General features: G+C 60.7%; 16 protein-coding genes, 1 tRNA gene and 1 pseudogene. 8 read left to right on the forward strand and 10 right to left on the reverse strand.

What is annotated here, in order from left to right; genetic code table 11:
- The first annotated feature begins 23 nt into the window (after positions 1-23).
- A complete protein-coding gene (locus OHL18_RS19360) occupies positions 24-710 on the forward strand; it encodes a hypothetical protein (RefSeq protein ID WP_263376515.1) in 687 nt (228 codons plus the stop codon).
- A 283-nt stretch (positions 711-993) separates the two neighbouring features.
- Positions 994-1,758: pseudogene (locus OHL18_RS23355) on the forward strand (tyrosine-type recombinase/integrase); the annotation flags it as partial.
- Positions 1,759-1,918: 160 nt separating this feature from the next.
- Here OHL18_RS23355 and OHL18_RS19365 read toward each other — a convergent pair.
- From OHL18_RS19365 to fbp, 3 genes are all read right to left on the reverse strand, one after another.
- Positions 1,919-1,994: transfer RNA gene (locus tag OHL18_RS19365), tRNA-Ala, on the reverse strand.
- Positions 1,995-2,074: 80 nt separating this feature from the next.
- Positions 2,075-2,353, reverse strand: a complete 279-nt coding sequence (locus OHL18_RS19370; protein WP_263376516.1) for an alanyl-tRNA editing protein — start codon at positions 2,351-2,353, stop codon at positions 2,075-2,077.
- Positions 2,350-3,336 carry a class 1 fructose-bisphosphatase gene (gene fbp, locus OHL18_RS19375; protein WP_263376517.1) on the reverse strand — a complete coding sequence of 329 codons (987 nt, stop codon included), beginning with the start codon at positions 3,334-3,336 and terminating at the stop codon, positions 2,350-2,352. The genes OHL18_RS19370 and fbp overlap by 4 nt, the downstream gene beginning before the upstream one ends.
- A gap of 81 nt (positions 3,337-3,417) precedes the next feature.
- Between fbp and OHL18_RS19380 the strand changes: the two genes are divergently transcribed.
- Complete coding sequence (locus OHL18_RS19380) at positions 3,418-4,728, forward strand: M24 family metallopeptidase (RefSeq protein ID WP_263376518.1); 1,311 nt, start codon at positions 3,418-3,420, stop codon at positions 4,726-4,728.
- 337 nt (positions 4,729-5,065) lie between these two features.
- Here OHL18_RS19380 and OHL18_RS19385 read toward each other — a convergent pair whose 3' ends face one another.
- Positions 5,066-5,449, reverse strand: a complete 384-nt coding sequence (locus tag OHL18_RS19385) for a HesB/IscA family protein (RefSeq protein WP_263376519.1) — start codon at positions 5,447-5,449, stop codon at positions 5,066-5,068.
- A 320-nt stretch (positions 5,450-5,769) separates the two neighbouring features.
- Here OHL18_RS19385 and OHL18_RS19390 point away from each other — a divergent pair, with 320 nt between their 5' ends.
- The 4 genes from OHL18_RS19390 to OHL18_RS19405 all read left to right on the forward strand — a co-directional run bounded on the left by OHL18_RS19390 (position 5,770) and on the right by OHL18_RS19405 (position 10,224).
- Positions 5,770-6,285 carry a TadE/TadG family type IV pilus assembly protein gene (locus tag OHL18_RS19390; RefSeq protein ID WP_263376520.1) on the forward strand — a complete coding sequence of 172 codons (516 nt, stop codon included), beginning with the start codon at positions 5,770-5,772 and terminating at the stop codon, positions 6,283-6,285.
- Positions 6,286-6,299: 14 nt separating this feature from the next.
- Positions 6,300-7,844 (forward strand): pilus assembly protein TadG-related protein, encoded by a 1,545-nt coding sequence (locus tag OHL18_RS19395; RefSeq protein ID WP_263376521.1) that lies wholly within the window; start codon positions 6,300-6,302, stop codon positions 7,842-7,844.
- Positions 7,845-8,098: 254 nt separating this feature from the next.
- The gene (locus tag OHL18_RS19400) at positions 8,099-8,650 is read left to right on the forward strand and encodes a TadE/TadG family type IV pilus assembly protein (protein WP_263376522.1); all 552 of its coding nucleotides are present in this window, start codon (positions 8,099-8,101) and stop codon (positions 8,648-8,650) included.
- Positions 8,647-10,224 (forward strand): pilus assembly protein TadG-related protein, encoded by a 1,578-nt coding sequence (locus OHL18_RS19405; RefSeq protein ID WP_263376523.1) that lies wholly within the window; start codon positions 8,647-8,649, stop codon positions 10,222-10,224. Before OHL18_RS19400 ends, OHL18_RS19405 begins: the two co-directional genes overlap by 4 nt.
- A 206-nt stretch (positions 10,225-10,430) precedes the next feature.
- Here the strand turns inward: OHL18_RS19405 and OHL18_RS19410 are convergent, their stop codons facing one another.
- From OHL18_RS19410 to OHL18_RS19430, 5 genes are all read right to left on the reverse strand, one after another.
- Positions 10,431-11,168 (reverse strand): response regulator transcription factor, encoded by a 738-nt coding sequence (locus tag OHL18_RS19410; RefSeq protein ID WP_263376524.1) that lies wholly within the window; start codon positions 11,166-11,168, stop codon positions 10,431-10,433.
- A 128-nt stretch (positions 11,169-11,296) separates the two neighbouring features.
- Complete coding sequence (locus tag OHL18_RS19415; RefSeq protein ID WP_263376525.1) at positions 11,297-12,241, reverse strand: sensor histidine kinase; 945 nt, start codon at positions 12,239-12,241, stop codon at positions 11,297-11,299.
- Between the two features lie 174 nt (positions 12,242-12,415).
- Positions 12,416-13,486 (reverse strand): hybrid sensor histidine kinase/response regulator, encoded by a 1,071-nt coding sequence (locus OHL18_RS19420; RefSeq protein ID WP_263376526.1) that lies wholly within the window; start codon positions 13,484-13,486, stop codon positions 12,416-12,418.
- 13 nt (positions 13,487-13,499) lie between these two features.
- On the reverse strand, positions 13,500-13,943 hold the full coding sequence (locus OHL18_RS19425) for a response regulator (RefSeq protein WP_263376527.1): 444 nt from the start codon (positions 13,941-13,943) through the stop codon (positions 13,500-13,502).
- The gene (locus tag OHL18_RS19430; RefSeq protein WP_263376528.1) at positions 13,940-15,802 is read right to left on the reverse strand and encodes a sensor histidine kinase; all 1,863 of its coding nucleotides are present in this window, start codon (positions 15,800-15,802) and stop codon (positions 13,940-13,942) included. Before OHL18_RS19430 ends, OHL18_RS19425 begins: the two co-directional genes overlap by 4 nt.
- A 481-nt stretch (positions 15,803-16,283) precedes the next feature.
- Here OHL18_RS19430 and OHL18_RS19435 point away from each other — a divergent pair, with 481 nt between their 5' ends.
- Positions 16,284-17,372 (forward strand): hypothetical protein, encoded by a 1,089-nt coding sequence (locus tag OHL18_RS19435; protein ID WP_263376529.1) that lies wholly within the window; start codon positions 16,284-16,286, stop codon positions 17,370-17,372.
- A 44-nt stretch (positions 17,373-17,416) separates the two neighbouring features.
- Here the strand turns inward: OHL18_RS19435 and OHL18_RS19440 are convergent, their stop codons facing one another.
- Positions 17,417-19,000, reverse strand: a complete 1,584-nt coding sequence (locus OHL18_RS19440) for a B12-binding domain-containing radical SAM protein (RefSeq protein ID WP_263376530.1) — start codon at positions 18,998-19,000, stop codon at positions 17,417-17,419.
- Positions 19,001-19,365: the final 365 nt, after the last annotated feature.

The raw sequence follows: 19,365 nt of genomic DNA on the forward strand, positions 1-19,365 counted from the left end.
AGAGTTGTACTAGGAAGCAACGGATGAACCACTTCCTAGGACATGAAATGGCTAACTTTGAAATTGCAGTCGAGACGGGGGTGTCTAACGTGGAACTCCAAGACGATTGCGTCGTGAGCATCGCGGGGACATGGCTTCCCACGCCCAAAGTTGTTCGCGCCGGGGGATCACGTCCCATCGCCATGCAACTTTTGAATTCGCTCATTGGAGTTGAGTTAGCCCGCCGCCCTGAAGTGGCGCTGAAGTTCACGAAAAGGTTCGGCCCTTTGGCGATTCCCTACAGTGCCGGATCGCCGTTTTCCTTTCCACTATTCGATTGGGTCGCCCATGTGGCTCGGCTTACAGAAATCTGGGCCTGGGTCGCACATGCCAACCGAGAGAAGACTCCCGCCGACATTGGCCTCTTCTCCGGAGAGTACGTCCGTTTCGCTGATGGCGGATTCACCTTGAGGACGCTAAGGCTTGGCACGTTTGTTGCCCTCGAAATCGCGTCCGTGCCCGCTCCCCGGCTGCGTGTCTGTGCGAATCACCGCTACGGTGGGGCGCTTTTTGAATACCACGGTTGCAAGTCTCCCTACTTCATTGCCAGCGACGGGAGAGAGAAGTATTGCAGCGAGAGTTGCGCTCGCGCGGGAAAGCGAAGGGCCAACCTCGATTGGTGGAACAAGAACAGGAAAGGTGGAGAAGATGGCACTCAAAAAACGCGGTAAGACATGGCACACGGATTTCTGCGTGGACGGCGAGCGGTTCCGGCAGTCGCTAGAAACAAGCGACTGGCGAGAAGCACAGCGCGAGGAACGTAAGCTCATGGGCGAAGCCAAAGCGGGCAAGCTGGCAGCGTCCAAGGATGACTTTTCACGGCTGCCCTTCGCTGAAGCCGCAGAGCGTTTCCTTGAGGATCGCATTCCGCATCTTGCGCCTCGCAGCATACAGACGGAACGGGAGCGGGTGAAGCCTATCAACAAGGCGCTGGGTGACGTTGCCGTGTGGCGCATGACGGTTGGGCAGGTGACGGCATACATCCGCGAACGGAAGTCGGCCGGCCGGTCGAACGCCACGATCAATCGGGAGCTGGACATCATCCGGGGAGTCCTAAAGCGGGCGAAGCGCTGGCACCACTTCGCAGAGGAGATTCATCCGCTGCCGGTTCGCCAGAACATCGGGCGGGCGCTGACCTATGAAGAGAAGGTCAAGTTACTACACAGGGCCGGGACTCGCCCTGAGTGGCAGACCGTCGCTTGCGCGGCGCGGCTGGCGCTCAACACGACGATGCGCGGGTGCGAGATCAAAGAGATGCGCTGGCGCGACGTGGACATGATTGGGCGGTCGCTTGCGATTCGGAAGAGCAAGACGGAAGCCGGGGAGCGGGTGATCCCGCTCAACGCCGATGCTTGGGCGGTGATTCTGGAGCTATACCGGCGCTCACAGGCTCTCGGAGCGACAGAGCCGAGCCATTTCCTCTTCCCGGCCTGTGAGACGGCGCATTTCGATCCCACGCGCAATATCAAGAGCTGGCGGACGGCATGGCGACGGCTGACGCGGGCGGTACAGTGCGCCGGGTGCGGAGTGTTGCAGAATCCCGGTGAGACGTGTTCCGGGTGCGGTGCCAGCATCGCAAAGCTCAAGAGTCCCTTCGCTGGCTTCCGCTTCCATGACCTCAGACATCAAGCAATCACAGAGCTTGCCGAGTCCAAGGCAAGCGACCAGACGATCATGTCGATTGCCGGACACGTCTCAAAGAAGATGCTCCAGCACTACTCGCACGTCCGGCTGGAAGCAAAGCGAGACGCGCTTGATGCGCTGACGATGGGAAGGGGAAAACAGGGCGTTGCGGAGCGCACAAAGAGGGGTTACGACACAAACAACGACACAAATGTCCCTGGGTCCTCACTCCCGATGCCGCAAGTGATTGATTCTATGGTGGAGCTGAGCGGGATCGAACCGCTGACCTCCTCGTTGCGAACGAGGCGCTCTCCCAACTGAGCTACAGCCCCAAAGTGCGAAGGGACGCGCGAGGTTCAGCGCGAGTACAACTTCTTGAGTGTATCAGGCTAGAATGCGCCGCTCAAGCTGGTTAGCAGAGCGTTTCGGTCAGAGTTCCTGTCACTTCGGTGCCATCGGTGAGGGGCTTGTCGACGACGTGCCAGATGGTGCCCCCCTCTTCTACAACACCGAGGACTGGGACTTCGAGGCGCGCTCCGCTGGGAGCGACGGCCAAGAGGGTGCCAGTGGGGGCGGCGGGGGTGAAGAGGGTGTGGTCGAGCGCGATCTGCCAGCGGGCGGCCAGGCCGGAGCGGGATTCAAGGCGGATGTCTGTGACCTCGCTGGTGAAGGTGAGGCGTGTGCCGGTCATCCGGCCAGCACCTCGGCGAGCGCCTCCATCTCGCGCTTGCTGCCGACCATGAAGGGGGTGCGCTGGTGAATGCCCTCGGGTTCGATGTCGAGGATACGGTTGCCGTGGCCGATGGCCATGCCGCCGGCTTGTTCGGCGATGAAGGCGAGGGGGTTGGCCTCGTAGAGGAGGCGGAGCTTGCCCTTGGACTGCTTGAGCGTGGGCGGGTAGAGAAAGACGCCGCCCTTGAGCAGGGTGCGGTGGAAGTCGGCGACGAGCGAGCCGATGTAACGGGAGCTGTACTCCTTGCCGAGACCACCGGAGCGGAGAAGTTCGAGGTAGTCACGATAGGCCTGCGGCCAGGTGGCGGCGTTGGCCTCATTGGTGCTGTAGTAGGTCCCCTGCTCGGGCATCATCATGCGCTCTTCGCTGAGGACGAAGGCACCGATGGCGGGGTCGAGGATGAAGCTATGGACACCGTTTCCGGCGGTATAGACGAGGATGGTTGACGGACCGTAGACCACGTAGCCCGCGGCGACCTGGGTGTGGCCGGGTCGAAGGATAGAGGCGTTGAGGTCGCCTTCGGTGCGGCGGCGGAGGATGCTGAAGATGGTGCCGACGTTGACGTTCACGTCAATATTTGAAGACCCGTCGAGAGGGTCGAAGACGATGATGTACTTGCCGGTGTTCACGCCGCCTTGCGCGCGGTCGAAGGTGACGGGCTCTTCGTCTTCTTCGCTGACGAGGGCGGCGACTGAGTCCTTGAGGCCGAGGCAGTGGAGCAGAACCTCGTTGGCGTAGACGTCGAGCTTCTGCTGCTGCTCGCCCTGGACGTTCGTCTGGCCATAGGCACCGATTGCGCCGTCCAGGGCGGCGAGGCGGATCTTCGCCTGGATCATCTTAGTGGCGAGCGTTATGCCAGCGAGGAGATAGCTGAAGGTGCCGCTGGCCTCGCTGATGCTCTGCTGCTGCGCCTGGATGTGCTGCTGAAAGGTCGTAATCATCGGGATGCCTGCACCTCGTGTCTCCTGAACATGATATCCGCTCGGTGGGAGTGTTCGAGGCAGACCGTCTACAATCCCGTTATGCCTTCATCCAAATTGACCTCGCCGAACCGGCGACGCTTCCTGCTTGCGGCTGCCGCTGCCGCTCCTGCCCTTACGCTGCATGCACAAGAGGACTACGAGGCTGCGAAGGCTGGCAAGCTGCCGCCTGCGATTGCGGCGCTGAAGCCGCGCGTGCAAGAGGCGGTTCCGATTACGCTGGTGGAGCGCGAGGGAAGGCTGGAGCATGCTCGGTCGTTGATGAAGTCGAAGGATATGGATGCTCTTATCATCACGGTGGGGACGAGCTTGAATTACTTTTCCGGGCTGAAGGTGGGATATCAGTCGGAGCGGCTGTTTGCGTGGATTCTGCCCGCGAGCGGAGCGCCGTTTGTGGTGTGCCCTGCATTTGAGGAGGGGCGAGTTCGTGAAGGGCTGACGATGGCTCCGGATGGAGCGGCAACGAAGATCCATACCTGGAACGAGGATGCGAGTCCGTATGACCTGGTGGCGCGGTCGTTGAAGGAACGCGGGCTGGCGAGCGGCACTGTGGGGGTTGAAGAGCGGACGCAGTTTGCGTTTGCCGATGGGATGATGCACGCGACTCCGGCGCTGAAGGTGGTGAATGGGACGCCGATCACGGCGGGGTGCCGGATGGTGAAGTCGCCGGCGGAGCTGGCACTGATGCAACTGGCGAACGACATTACGCTGTCAGTGTATGAGGCGGCATATAAGTCGGCGAAGGTGGGGATGACGAACCGGGAGTTTACCGGGCTGATTGCCGCGGGTTATGAGCGCAGCGGGGTAAGGGGCGAGGCGAGCTGCCAGGTGGGGGTGTATTCGGCGCTGCCGCATGGGTCGGTGCAGCCGCAGGTGATTCGCGAAGGCGAGATCATTTTGATCGACGATGGGTGTTCGGTGGAGGGGTATCAGTCGGACATCTCACGGACGTTTGTGCTGGGCAAGCCGACGGACAAGCAGAAGAAGGTCTTCGAGATTGTGCATCGGGCGCAGGCCGCGGCTCTATCGGCGGCTCGGCCGGGGGTGGAGTGCCAGGCGATCGATAAGGCGGCTCGGGATGTGATCGATGCGGCTGGTTTTGGGCCGGACTACAAGCACTTCACCCATCGCGTGGGGCATGGAATCGGGATGGATGGGCACGAGTGGCCTTACCTGGTTCGCGGGAATGCGACCAAGCTCGAGGCAGGAATGTGTTTTTCGGACGAGCCGGGGATCTATATCGAAGGGGAGTTTGGGGTTCGGCTGGAGGATGACTGGTATGTCACGCCGGATGGCGGGAAGATGTTTACGCCGACCAGTTTGAGTCTGGAAGATCCGTTTGGGAAGGGGTAAGTGGCCCCCTCCCCCTTACCCGCGCAAAATATTCAGGAGTAAGGACTTAGGCTTACAAAACAGGTGTGCTTGAGAGCTAAGTTACTGATTCTAGAAATGCACTCTTCGCTAAAATATTCATTCTAAAGGTATTGATATCATCACGATACGGAGTCGAGACGCTGATCCTGCGTGCTTCGGGTCGCTTCCAAGCGAACCTTAGCGGCTAAAGCCGCAGTGCAGGTACGGCATCTGCGGCACGGCTGAAGCGGTGCCCTTAAGCAAGACGGCGATGAATCAGAGTCACGCTGATTCATCGCCAATTTAGGCTGAAGCACTCTAAAACCCGAGGCTGGTCTTAGACGCTGAAGGAGGAGCCGCAGCCGCAGGTGCTCTTGACGGCGGCGTTTTCGAACTTGAAGCCGGCGGCTTCGAGGGTCTCGACGTAGTCGACGACGCAGTTCGAGAGGTACATGGCGGAGGTGGCGTCGACGAAGACCTTGAGGTCGTCGAAGCGGTAGACCTTGTCCATCATGCCGCTCTGGTTCTCGAAGCTCATGGAGTACTGGAAGCCGGAGCATCCGCCGCCGACCACACCGATGCGCAGACCAGCCGGGATGGGATCCTGGGTGGACATGATCTCGCGGACCTTGACGATGGCATTCGGGGTCAGGGTGACGGGAGTGGTGGACGCGGGTGCGTTTACAACTTCGGCAGTCGGGGTAACGGTAGCAGTCGCCATGAAATCTCCTATGGGTACAAAACTCTCAAACTAAGTGTATGCGCGGCCGAAGCGATCGGCAAGCAGGCGTTTCGGCCAGCCCTCGATCCGCCATGAGTTTAGACGCCGAAGACCGAACCGGGATTCAGGTACCCCCTAAGTTTGATCTGGCTGCGACTGCCGTTCAGAGACTTCGAGGCCCCGCCGATAGAGACGAGAAGCGGCAAAATATGCCGTGGCACCGGGTTGCGGGGATATTGCCGCCAGATGCCGGCAACGGTTTTCGTGGAGATGGAGGAGATTACGGTCCTGTCCAGGACCCACGAGAATACTTCAAGAGTATGCAGACTAAGGGGACCGAAGTGACAGAGAGAATGCCCTTCTGGAGCCGCAAGCAAGCTCTACTCTCTCTGCGCAGCGATCAGAAAGCACAGTCTCTGATCGAGTTTGCCTTTATCCTCCCCGTATTTCTGCTGGTGGTCACCGGCATGTTTGCCTTCGGCGTCGCATTTACGAACTGGATGGTGCTGACCGACGCCACGTCTCTTGGCGGAAGAACGGTCTCGATCAGCCGGGGCAATACGCTCGATCCATGCTCGACGGCGTCGACCGCCGTTGCGGGTGCGGCACCCGGCCTGAATACAAGTCAGATCACCTACAGCTCCGTGATCAACGGGACGACCTACTCCGGGACCTCCTGCAACAGCTCCAGCACGACGACAGGAGCTGCGGGAAATCTTGTGCAGGGAGGCTACTACATCCTTTCGACGACCTACCCCTGCAAGCTGGCGGTGTTCGGGCAGAATCTGGTGTCGAACTGCACCTTACATGCCTCGGTGAAGGAGCTAGTGCAATGAGGGGTCTCAGGTCTTTGCTCCGAGACGAAAGTGGTCAGGCGATCATTCTCACCGCAGTGATGATGGTCGCGCTCCTGGGCATGTTTTCGCTGGTGGCAGGAGCCGGCTATGCCCTCACCATGCAACGACAACTGCAGGCCTCGACCGACGCGGCAGCGCTGGCGGGAGCCGGGGCACTGCAGATCAACCGGAGTTCCTCTGCAGCCTTGAGCGCCGTGCAATCGTTCAGTTCGAACTCCGGCCAATATAACGCGAGCTCTAGCCTTGGGACAGTCTCGATGATGTCGGGGAGTCCCGCGTTGAAGTGCCTAAACGCTCTGAAGGCGATAGGAACGCCCTGTGTTGGGGCGGCGCCTTACAACGCGGTGCAGGTCAAACAGCAGGCGGTGATCAACATTCCTCTCGGGGGATTTATTGGGCATCCGACCCTGACGCTTACCGCGAGCGCGACGGCATCCATCAATGGGGGAGCGCCGTTGCCTTCCAACATTGCCGTGATTATCGACACGACCCTCTCTATGAACGAGCAGGACCTGGACTGCGGGAGTACGCAGATGCAGTGCGCGCTGACCGGGCTGCAGAACCTGATGCAGAGCCTGAATCCGTGCGCGCAGACGTCGGCTGCCTGCGTCGCTACGGCGGGAGTCTCTGCCAACACCGTTGACCGGGTGAGCCTGTTTACCTTCCCGCCAGTCCAGACAAGTTCCGTGAGCGTCGACTCCAGCTGCGCGACAACTCCCAGCAGCGGATATACCTATCTTGCCGGGATCGGAGAGATCGTTATGCCACCGTCCGCTGCCTATAGCGGTTTGGCGACGGCGACGTCTTACTGGTTCCCACCGGCTGGGGCGGGATCGGCCGCGCCGGGGACGGCCTACAGCGTAAGTCCGACTAACGGTAATGTGACCTCGACCTACCAGATCGTGGGGTTCATGAGTGATTACAAGACCTCGAATGGGACCAAGACGCTGAACACGTCTTCCGCTTTGGTCAAGGCGGCTGGGGGCGTATCCGGCTGCGGGGGCATGGCTCCGCCGAACTATGCGGGAGTTTACGGGACTTACTATCCCGGAGCGATCTATGAGGCGCAGTCCGCTCTGATCGCGGCGCAGGCAGCGAATCCGGGGACTCTGAACGCCATGATTATCCTGAGCGACGGTGACTCCAACGCCCCGCAGAAGAACGGCCCGTATAACGTCTTCTACAGCGATGCCACGGCTAGCGGGACGTACCCCTCTTGGGTTGGGCAGTGCGGGCAGGCTGTGGTTGCGGCACAGGCGGCGACCTCGGCAGGGACGCGAGTTTATTCGGTCGCGTATGGCTCCCCGTCAGTCGGCTGCGTAACGGATGTTGCCGCCGGGTCGAATCCGAATATCACGCCGTGCAATACGATGGCTGCGCTGGCTTCCGCACCGCAGTATTTCTTCTCGGACTATAACCAGTCGGGATCGGGAAGCACCTGCGTATCCAGCCAGCCGGTCACGTCGCTCAGCGGGATCTTTGCCGCGATCGCGGCGGACCTTTCCACTCCGCGATTGATTCCCGACAACCTGACGTAAGCGGACGCTCTGAGGTTTCCATCAGACAACGGACCCGTAACCGGCGCCATGAATCGTGTGCGGGCAGGCGGGATCTGAGACCATTCCGTGTTTTCTGGACGCACAAACGGCACCGATGGCGGTGACGTTGTCACTTTCGTGGGATGCCAAATCGAAACAGCGAAACCTACGCTTGTCGTTACGACATCGTCTGCCGGAGCGTCATTGGCCGGAAGCCATGCGACATAGATGGCGGCGGATCTGAGACTTCCTGAGTGCCGAAGGAAAGATTCCAGAGCTTCAGCCGCGGGGAGTACACGTTGGTCGAAGTGCAGGCAGAGTTGAGGTTCGCCAGAAAGCAACCCCGTTCTGGATGGGGCATCGGCGACGAGAGCGGCCAGTCTCTGGTCGAGTTCGCGATGGTTCTCCCTGCATTCCTCCTTGTAGTGACTGGGATGTTTGCCTTCGGAGTGGCCTTTACCAACTGGCTGGTACTGACCGACGCCACATCGCTGGGTGGCCGGACCGTTGCAATCAGCCGTGGCAATACGCTTGACCCATGCGCGACGGCATCAAATGCGGTTGCAGGAGCTTCTCCGGGGCTCAATACGAGCCTGATCGTCTACACCTCCGTCATCAATGGGACCGCTGCGATTACCGGCACTTCCTGCAGCAGTGCAAGCACAACCACGGGAGCAGCCGGGAACCTGGTGCAGGGAGGTACCTATGTGCTCACCACTAGCTATCCCTGCACGCTCAAAGTGTTCGGCCAAAATCTCATTCCGAATTGCACCATGCATGCCTCAGTGAGGGAGTTGGTGCAATGACCACTCCGCGCCCCGGACGCTTCAGAGACCTGGTGACTGACGAAAGCGGGCAGACACTGATTCTCGCGGCAGTCATGATGACCGCTCTGATCGGCATGCTGTCCCTGGTGGTAGGCGCGGGATATGCGATGGCGATGCAGCGGGAGTTACAGGCCTCGACGGACGCGGCCGCGCTGGCAGGGGCTGGAGCACTGCAGATCAACAAGAGCTCCAGCTCAGCAACGAGCGCCGTTCAATCGTATAGCTCGAACTCCGGGCAGTACAACGCCAGCTCGAACCTTGGCACGGTCTCGATGATGTCCGGCAGTCCTGCGCTGAAGTGCCTGCAGACGCTACAGGCGCTCGGCGTGCCGTGCGTGGGCGCCGCACCCTACAACGCGGTCCAGGTAAAGCAGCAGGCGATCGTCAACCTGCCGCTGGGGGGATTCCTGGGGCATCCGACGTTTACCTTGACTGCGAGTGCGACAGCGGCGGTGAACGGTGGGGCACCGACGCCTTACAACATTGCGGTCATTATCGACACGACGCTTTCGATGAACGCGCAGGACACAGATTGCGGCAATACGCAGATGCAGTGTGCTTTGAATGGGCTACAGAACCTGCTGCAAAACCTCAATCCTTGTGCCCAGCAGTTGGCAGTCTGCACGTTTACGGCTGGAAACTCCGCAAATTCAGTGGATCGCGTGAGCCTGTTCACGTTTCCATCGCTCCTGACCAGTACAGTGGGCGTTGACTCCTCCTGCACGACGACTCCCAGCAGCGGCTATAGCTACGATCCCACAATTGGCGAGTACGTGATGCCTCCATCGAATCCGTACAGCGGCCTGGCAACGGCGACTTCGTACTGGTTTCCATCAGCGACCGCTGGATCAGCCTCACCGGGAAGCGCCTATGGTGTGAACCCTACCAACGGCACGGTGACCTCCACCTACCAGGTGCTGGGGTTCATGAGCGACTATAAGACTTCGGACACGACGCGGACCCTGAACACCTCTTCTGCGCTGGTGAAAGCTGCCGGTGGGGTACCGGGCTGTGGCGGACTTGCTCCCTCAAACTACGACGGAGTGTACGGCACGTACTATGCCGGGGTGCTTTACCAGGCGCAGGCGGCGTTGATTGCGGCGCAGAACGCTAATCCGGGATCGCAGAACGCGCTGATCATCCTCAGCGATGGGAACGCGACGACTCCGCAAACTAACGGCTCGTATATTGACTTCTACAGTGGTGCCACGAGCAACGGGCTCTACCCCTCGTGGGTAGGAGAGTGTGGGCAGGCCGTGGTCGCAGCCAAGGCGGCGACGGCAGCCGGAACGCGGGTGTACTCGGTTGCGTACGGATCTCCTTCGGTCGGATGCCTGTCCGATACTGCTGCCGGATCTTATCCCAACATCAGTCCGTGCAACACGATGGCGTCGATGGCCTCGGCGCCGCAGTACTTTTATTCGGACTACAAGCAGTCGGGTTCGCTGAGCACGTGCACGTCGAGCCAGCCGGTGACATCGCTGAGTGGGATCTTCTCCGCGATCGCGGCGGACCTGTCTACGCCGCGTTTGATTCCTGACAGCGTGACTTGATTGAACTTCCTGCGGAAGATCAGTTGATCTCAGACGGGTAGAACGCTTTCAGCTCTAGAGCGGTTTGCGCCGAAGAGAAGCGTACCTCAGCGGCTGAAGCCGCGCCTTGGAGTCTACGTTATGGCACGGCTGAAGCCGCGCCCGTAAGCAAGACTGTCTTTTCGCCTACAGTCCTGCGCAGGGGTTAGAGCCACTCATCTCTCCATTCAGGCGACGAACTTGTAGCCTACGCCGCGGACGGTAAGCAGGTGGACGGGGTTGCCGGGGTCGGTCTCGATGTAGCGGCGGAGGCGAACAATGAAGTTGTCGATGGCGCGAGTGTCGGTGTCTTCGTGAACGCGCCAGACCTGCTCGAGGATCTCCTTGCGGGGGACGATCTTGCCTTCGCGGTCGGTGAGGTAGCGGAGGAGGTCGGCCTCCATCAGGGTGAGGTGGGTGGTGCCGTGGGGGGCGATCAGTTCCAGGGCGTCGAAGCGGATGAGGTGGTGATCGAAGGCGTACTCGTCGGGAGGTGAGGGGTCGACGATCGCCGTAGCTTCTGTCTGCCAGGCGGTTCGGCGGAGCAGAGTCTTCAGACGGACGAGCAGGATGTTGAGGTCGAAGGGCTTGGGGAGATAGTCGTCGGCTCCGGCTTCGAGGCCTTCGAGGATGTCTTCGGTACGGCTGCGCGCGGTGAGCAAAAGGACGGGGACGAAGCGCTTTGCAGCGCGAAGGGCGCGGACGATGGCGAAGCCGTCGGTGCCGGGGAGCATGCAGTCGAGGAGGATGGCGGCGGGGGCTTCGGGGCCTTCCTGGGGCGCGGCGAGGAGCCAGGCTAGGGCGGAGTCGCCGTCGGACTCGTGATGGGTGCGGTAGCCTTCGGCCTGTAGGTTGAAGACCAGGCCGGTGGCGAGGTGCTCTTCGTCTTCGACTACGATGATCAGGGGTTCGGGTCCAGTGCTCATTGTTGATCAGAGTCTTTCGAGGCGTGTGGGAGTTGGATAAGAGCGTACCTCAGCGGCTAAAGCCGCGTGTGGTCGTCTTGCTCGGGTGGCACGACTGAAGCCGTGCCCTTAAGCAAGACGTTCGCTTGCTATGCGGGGCTTTCGCGAGCGACTTCCGCGACAGGGCTTGTACGGTTGGCCAGGGGGAGGCGGAGGGTCATGGTGGTTCCGGCACCAAGGCCGGCACTGCTGGCGGTGACGTCGCCACCGTGCTGACGGGCGATGGAGCGGACGATGAAGAGGCCGAGACCCGTACCCTTGATGGTAACCATGGCGCGACCGGGGACTCGGTAGAAGCGGTGAAAGATGCGCTTGAGATGATCGGCGGGAATGCCTACGCCGGTGTCCTGAATGGTGAGGGCTACTGAGGTGTAGTCGACGATGTCGAGGCGGCAGCGGACATGGACACCTTCCGGTGAGTATTTGACGGCGTTGTCGAGGAGGTTCGAGATGGCGGTGCGGAGGTCTTCCAGGTTGGCGAGGACGGGGAGGTGGACGCCCACGGAGACGGGCTCAAGGACGATGGCGGTGGCCGGGAGGCGGTAGCGCTGAAGGGTTACGGCGATGCAGTCGGCGACCAGGGGTTCCATCTCAGCAGGAGAACGCTGCTGTTTGCGGTGACGCTGACCCTGTTCGCCGGCTTTGAGGACCTGCTCGACTGTGGCGAGGAGACGGTCTGAGTCCGCGAGCATGATGCGGTAGAACTCCTGGCGTTTGGCTTCGTCGACGGGACGGCGCTGCAATGTTTCAAGGTATAACCGGATGCTGGCGATGGGGGTTTTGAGCTCGTGGGTGACGGCGTTGAGGAAGGAGTCCTGGCGCTCGTTGCGGCGGACCTCGCGGACGAGAAAGATGGTGTTGAGGACGACGCCGGCGATGAGGAGCGCGAAGGAGATGATTCCGAGAACGACGAAGGCGACGGTGCGCTCGTTCAGGATGATCCAGCCGACCTGAAGCGCGACGGCGAGGCCAACGAGGAGCACGCCCATGGTGATGAAGGTGGCGATGGCTCCGCGGCGTCGAGAGATGTTCATGGATGTGACCGTAGACGGCAAGGTACAACCACAGGGTACAACGGGGGAGAGATGCGGGAAAGCGCTCGGCGATTGCGGGATTGGCCGGGCTTGGACGGGTGTGTCTGCAAAGACGCAGATTCCCTTCGGGAACAAGAAGCAAAAGCGGGAATGACAGGCAAGAGGGTTTGCGGATTACGGAGGAAGTGTGAAGTAGAAGGTTGTGCCCTCGCCTTCCACTGAGTCGCAGTAGATGGTCCCGCCGTGGCGGTTCACGATCTTGCTGCAGGTGGCGAGGCCGAGGCCGGTGCCTTCGAACTCCCCTACTCCGTGCAGGCGGGTGAAAGACTCGAAGATGCGTTGGCGATCTTCGGCGGGGATGCCGATTCCGTTGTCCTTGACCGAGAAGAGCCAGAGGCCATTCTCCTGGCGAACCGCGTCTACGTGAATCTCGGGGACATCGCGCTTGCAGTACTTGATGCCGTTGCCGACGAGATTCTGGAGGAGTTGTTCCAGGAGCGAGGCGCTGCCCGTGACGGCGGGGAGATCTCCGTTTGTGACTACGGCTTTCTTATTGCGGATGACGTTGTGGAGGTTGGCCAGTGCACCTTCGAGGGCGGTCTGGATAGATACGGAGTTGAAGGTGACTTCGCCTTCGAGGCGGGTGTACTGGTAGAGGGTGGAGATGAGCGTGTCCATCCGGGCGGATGCCTTCAACGCCCAGTCGCAGTATTGCGGGATCATCTCCATCTTTCCTTCTGCAAGATCTTCCTGGATGTACATCAGGAAGGTCTGGATGGAGCTCGATGGGGCACGGAGGTCGTGGACGAGGATGTCGGCGAAGCGTTCGAGTTCCTTCTGCTGTTCGGCGAGCTTGCGCCGGAGCTGGACTTTTTCGACGGCGTTCTCAATGACCCTGCGGATGGAGGACGGGGTGATGTCGCCTTTGCGGATGTAGTCTGCCGCGCCGCGCTTCATGGCCTCGGTCGCGACGAGCTCGTCGCCGTGGCCGGTGGACATGACGAGGGGCATGTTAGGGCAGCGCTCGCCGAAAGAGAGAAGTGCCTGGAGGCCGTCCTGGCCGGGGAGTTGGTAGTCGACGATAGCGCAGTCGAAGGAGACCTCGCTGCACTTCGCAAACGCCTCGTCCGCGTCGATGACATGGGTACACTCCGCTTCCAGCTTGGACTGGCGAATGGCCCGCGCGATCTGCCGGGCGTCGCCGAGGTCGTCGTCTACCAGCAGAATTTTGAGGGGCGTTTTCATACGTTCTCTCGCGCTAAGGCAGTTCGACGATCTTCCAGTAACTGTCTACGAGGTTGAAGAGACGGAGGAAGTCTTCGCCGGCTTTTTCCTTGACGATGTAGCCGGCGACGTTGAGACCGTAGGCTGCGTTCCTGTCTTCATCGCGGTAGGAGGTGGTGAGGACGAAGACGACGGTATTGTGAAGGGCGGGGTCGGCGCGCAGGGTCGCCACGAGTTCAATGCCGTTCATGCGGGGCATGTTGAGGTCGACCAGCATGATCAGAGGGAACTTCACCTTTTCCTTGCCGTTCTCTCCGCGGAGCAGCTCCAGGGCTTCGATGCCATCGATGGCACGGCTGAAGGGGTTGACGATGCGGGCCTTGGCGAAGGCGCGTTGCACGGCGCGGGCGTCTCCATCGTCATCATCGACGAGGAGGATGTTGATGGGCCTGTTCTCAGCTTCGGCAGAGTATGTCATGCGGGCGCTCCTGCGGTGCTAGCGACGACGGCCCGCTCGATATCGGGCTGCTGGGCAGGCCAGGTGAAACGGAAGATGCTGCCGCGACCGTCAGACTCGACGGCAACGGTGCCGCCGAAGACCTCGACGTTCTTGCGCACCATGGCGAGGCCCATGCCGCTGCCTTCTACCTGGTCGCGCGGCTTCAGGGTCTGAAACATGTCGAAGATACGGGCCTGAAAGCGGGGATCGATGCCTGGGCCATCGTCCCTGACCTCGAAGGTGTGCATCTTTTCGCCGGGGTCGACGATGACATCGATCCTTCCGGTCTTTCTGTCGTGATGCTTGATGGCATTGCTGACGAGGTTCATCAGAATCTGCTGGAGCGGCATGCGGCACAGAGAGAGACCGGCGAAGGCGGGGTCTACGGTGATCTCAAAACCTGCAGGAGATGTGACCATGGAGAGCACATCCTTCATGAGCGCGTCCCCGGAGACGATTTCGAAGAAGTCGGCGTCGGTCTTGCGACCGATCCGGGAGTAGGCGAGGAGGTCGTTGAGCAGCCTGTCCATGCGCTTGACCCGGCCGCGGAGCATCTGCATGTTTTCGCGGATCTCGCCGGTCAGATGCTCTTCCAGGTCTTCTTCGAGCCACTTGGAGGCATTATCGATGACGCGCAGAGGAGCTTTGAGGTCGTGCGATGCAGCGTAGGCGAACTCGTCCAGCGCCTGGTTGCTGCGGACCAAGGCCCTGGTGTAGTTCGCAGCTTCCTCTTCAGCCCGTTTCTTCTCGGTGATATCTCGAATAATCGCGGAGAAGTGGCGGTTGCCGGCCAGCTGAAAGGCACTGACGGAGAGATCCGCCGGGAAGACGCTGCCGTCCTTTCGCCTTCCGTTGACCTCGGCTCTTGAAGCGCCATTTCGCGATTCTGCGCTGCGATGAGCGTCAGCGAAGTAACCTGCATGTTCGCTGTAGTATCGCTCCGGCAGCAGCATATTAATGTTCCTGCCGACGACCTCAGATTCAGCGTAGCCAAACATCTCCTGGCAGGACCGGTTGAAGGTTTCGATATTGCAAGCTTCGTCAAGCGTAAGCAGGCCATCGATCGCATTGTTGACGACGGCGGCCAGCATCGCCTCCGTCCCTTTGCGACTGCCGACCTCGCGCAGGTTCTTTGACGCTCCGATGACTCTTCCCTGCAGATCCCGGATAGGGGAGACGGTGATCGAAACCTCGATCCTGCTGCCGTTCTTGTGGAGGCGGACCGTCTCGAAGTGCTCGATTGCCCGGCCATGCACCATGGCATCGAGTATCTGGGCCTCCTGCTGAAGAAGTTCGGTTGGGATGAGCATGGAGATGGGCCTTCCGACGACTTCGTCCTCTCGATATCCGAAGATTCGCTCGGCCCCACGGTTCCAGCTCTTGATGGTGCCGTCCAGGGACTTTGAGATGATGGCTTCGTCGGAGGAGTCGACGATCGTGGCGAGCAGGGAGGCTTTTCCCGCGGCGTCCTGACGAAGAGCCATAAGTTCCTGCTGTGCGAGCACTTCCCGAACTACTCGATGCTGAAAGAGCTGTTCAGCGGTCCACCAGATGACGGCGACGTTGACGATGCGGTTGGTGAGAAGCATCCAGAGGGTGACGGCACTCGGATGCTTCAGGAAGGCGCCTGCCAAAGTCATGATGCTTGCGATCGCGGCGTAGAGGAAGACCATCCGGGCCCGGGAGAACTGCAAGCCAAAGTAGATCAAAGGGATGTACGCGGTGCAGAGGACAACGCCGCGAGGTGTGCGGGTGTCCGCTATGAAAACGGCGATGGAGAGCAGCGCGGGCACCCAGATCGCAACCGTTGAACCTCTCGTCGTCGATTGATAAGGCATCCGGATGTCTTCTAGTTGGGATATGGCTCTGCGACTGCAAAATGAACAGGGCACGGATCGCGACTGCACTGAAAGAGGTTATCGGCTGGCAGGAATGGATGCTTGAAGCGCTTTCGTGAGATTGTGCCCGGATCGGAGGAAGGCGGTTCGTGGTTCCCATGGAGGGACACCCTGGAACACTGCGTGGGAAATGCGCCGTTTGATGGTGGGATTACCATGCAGCCGATTCACGACGGAGCTAGTCGTTCTTCGGCGACGCGATCCAACTTCCGGGCGCGGAGAGACATCTCAGGGGAGACCTGCGGCAACGCAAACAGGTCTATCGGGCCAGTCCGGGACATGAGTATCGGAAAAGCGGCGGAGAATTTCATTCCGTTTCGACCGCTCTCAGGGTAGAGTCAGGGCATCCCGAACCATCTAAATGAATGTGGCACTACACTAAGGTTCCTACCCAACCAACGAGCTTTCGCACGAGGCAACTATGGAGCAGGCTTCTTATCGGGATCTTCAGTCGGATCGCAGGTGGTCCACGGTTCGGCGCATGGTTCTTTGTGCGCTGCTGACCCTGGCGACCGTGCACTGTGTCGAGTCGATCTTTGTCGACAACCTGAGCTTTATGAACCTGACATCCTATGAGAACGGCACGGAACAGATGCCGTTTCAGGGCAGAGTCGCGATGATTCCGGTGGGCCGATGGGCGGAGAAAAGCGCGCTGATGAAGCGGGAGTCCGCCTGGATTGAGCTGCGCATCTTCCACGGGGCGAACAAGCGGCTGGAACCGTTCAGTTCGAGCAAGGTGGCCTACCTCACGGTGGGGATGATGGCGAGTTTGCTGGCGGTAGGGTTTGGCGTCTTCATTGGACGGAGATATCTGCCGGGAGTCTGGTGGCTTCCGTCGGCGCTGTTTATCTACATGCTGTACGTGACGTATGCGGCGCGAGCCGACGCGCATTACTGGTATCCGTACGACCTTCCACACTTTGCGCTCTTCGGGATCGCGGCGATCTGCCTGCTGGAAGGCTGGTGGATCGCGGCGTTTTTGTTGTTCCTGACCGACCTGCCGGTGCGCGAGACTTCGGTATACCTGGTCCCGGTAGCGATCGCGATGGCGTATGCGCGGCGGCAGTGGCGGGCGATGAGTTGGGCTGCGGCGATGCTGGTGCTCTGGGTTGTCGTGAGGGTGCTGATCTCACGGCACTTCGCAGGGAACGCTTCGGACAGCCGGATCCACTGGGAGTTCTGGGCACCCGCGCTACGCAATCCTTACCGCTGGGGACAGTTGGCGAGCGCGTTTGGATTTCTGCTGATTCCGTTCATCTGGGGATGGAAGTATCTGAACCGGGAAGAGCGCTTCTTTGTGTGCGGGGCGATCCCCGGGGTTCTGCTGACGGCGCTCTACGGAGTCTGGTACGAGACGCGGATCTGGGACGAGTGGCTGCTGCCGGCGGCGCTGCTGATGAGCTTTCAGGCGGTGCGAGCGATCAACCGGGGGCATGTATCGGGGCTTCTCATCGAAGAGCGGCCTTCGATCGCCTACCGCGCTAGGACCGCCCAGATTGTGAGCAGTTGAGACCTGCTAACGCGGTTCGCGATGAAGTCGCGAACCGCGTTCGCTCAGGATGATGGGTCTATGATCGACGGCAGAGCGGTGAGCTGGGTGAGGCGTGGCATGGTGCGGGCGCGTGGAGCCCAGGCGGGATAAGCCAGTTCCGGCATCGGCTTTGAGACGAAGAGCAGGCGGGTCTTGGCGGCGATCCAGCGGGCGGTAGATTTGGCCTTGCTGCGGCGGGCGCTGTCGGTGGAGATGCCGGTGCCGGCGTACATCTGGCGGTAGAGCTTCGAGAGCAGTACGAAGGCGATCCGACCCTTCAGGTTGTTCTGGATGCAGGACGAACGCTTCCAGACCGGGCCCCACTCGTAGAAACGATCCCAGACGCCCTGGGTGCGGGTCTTGATCTCGTCGGATGACATCGAGGGATGCGGGGTGAACATCTTGGGGCGGATGGCGGTGGGGATGAGCCAGTAGCGGGTAATTGGGGTGCCGTCGACGAGCTCGGGGGCGGCGGCTTGCTCTTTTTCCCAGCGGCCGAAGTCGACGGTGCCAGGGAACGGAGTCATCATGACGAACTGGGCGAAGGTGACGCCGGCCTTCATCGCTACTTCGACGGTGGCGTTGAAGGTGGATTCCTTGTCCGTGGGAAGGCCGAAGATGAAGGACCCAAGGACGTGGACGCCGTGTTTGCGGAATGTTTGGAGCTGCTGGATGAGGCGGTCGCCGGAGTAGTTGAAGTCCTTGTAGACGGCCTTGAGGCCTTCGGGGGTGACGGCTTCGACGCCGACAAGAGCGCCCTTGATGTTGGCCTTGCGCATGGCGTCGAGGTAGTCGGTGTCTTCAGCGGACTCCATGGTGATCTGGGTGAAGAAGACCATGTCTTTGGGGAGCTTGGCGAGCTCGGCCATGAGGGCGTAGCGCTCGGCGCGGGTGGCGCGCAGGGAATCGAGCTTGGCCTGATCGCCCTGCTGCTCGGCTAGGCGAAGGTCGGTGAAGGTGACGGGGTAGAAGTTGTCGTCGGCAAGGGCGATGAAGCGGAAGCCGAGGCGGCGGAGGTCGATGATCTCGTTGATGACGTTTTCGAAGGAGCGCTGGCGGGGCTTCTGGCCGTCGGTGCGCCAGACGGAGCAGAAGGAACAGTGCTTCGGGCAGCCGCGAATGGTCTGCACCGAGGCCCACATGTACTTGTCCTTCTGCATAAGGTCCCAGCGGGCCGCGAGGAACTCTTCGCCTTCGATCTTGCCGCCTTCGTAGACGAGCTTGGTGGATTCGGCCTCAATATCGCGGAGGACATTGCCCCAGGCGATGTCGCCGTCGCCCTTGACGACGTGGTCGGCATAACCGCGCTCGAAGGGCTCGCCCGGAAAGAGGGTGGCGTGGATGCCGCCGTAGACGACCGTAGCGCCGCGTTCTTTGGCGAGCTTGCCGACCTGGTAGCCGCGCAGGGCGTTGCCGGTGTGGACGCTGATCCCGACGACGTCGCCGGGGTGGATGGTCTTGGGGTCGAGCTGCTCGATGGACTCATCGACGAGGATGGGGTCGCCGAAGGAGCGAGGAGTGGCGGCGGCGAGAACGAAGAGCCAGCGCGGGGTGATGACGGCGGTGCCAAAAGCGTTGTCGCTTGGATTAATCAGGTGTACAGACATGCGTGAGAGGGCTCCGCTGGGGGGGGGCGTGCTGACTTCGTGTTCCCAGGGGACCGGCTAGACCGGTGATCTCCGATGAGAGAGAAGAGCCTCTACTGCGTATGACCTGCGACAGATCGTGCCGAGGTGATGGCATCACGATCATACAGTTTTGCCGGCGTTATGTCGGGTTAAAGACATTAGAGGCCGGGATTATTGGTGCAGGATGGAACAAAACGGGACGCTCGTGCTTCGTATCCAATACTCCATTCGTGTTCGTGGAAGAAAGGTTCGAGCGGTTTGAGTGGCGTGAGCCGGGATGCAGATCCTTCGACTACGTCATTCGCGGTGACACTGCGAATGACTCCCGCTCAGGATGACGGCTC

Origin of the sequence: Granulicella aggregans (assembly GCF_025685565.1) — a bacterium.
GTDB lineage: Bacteria > Acidobacteriota > Terriglobia > Terriglobales > Acidobacteriaceae > Edaphobacter > Edaphobacter aggregans_B.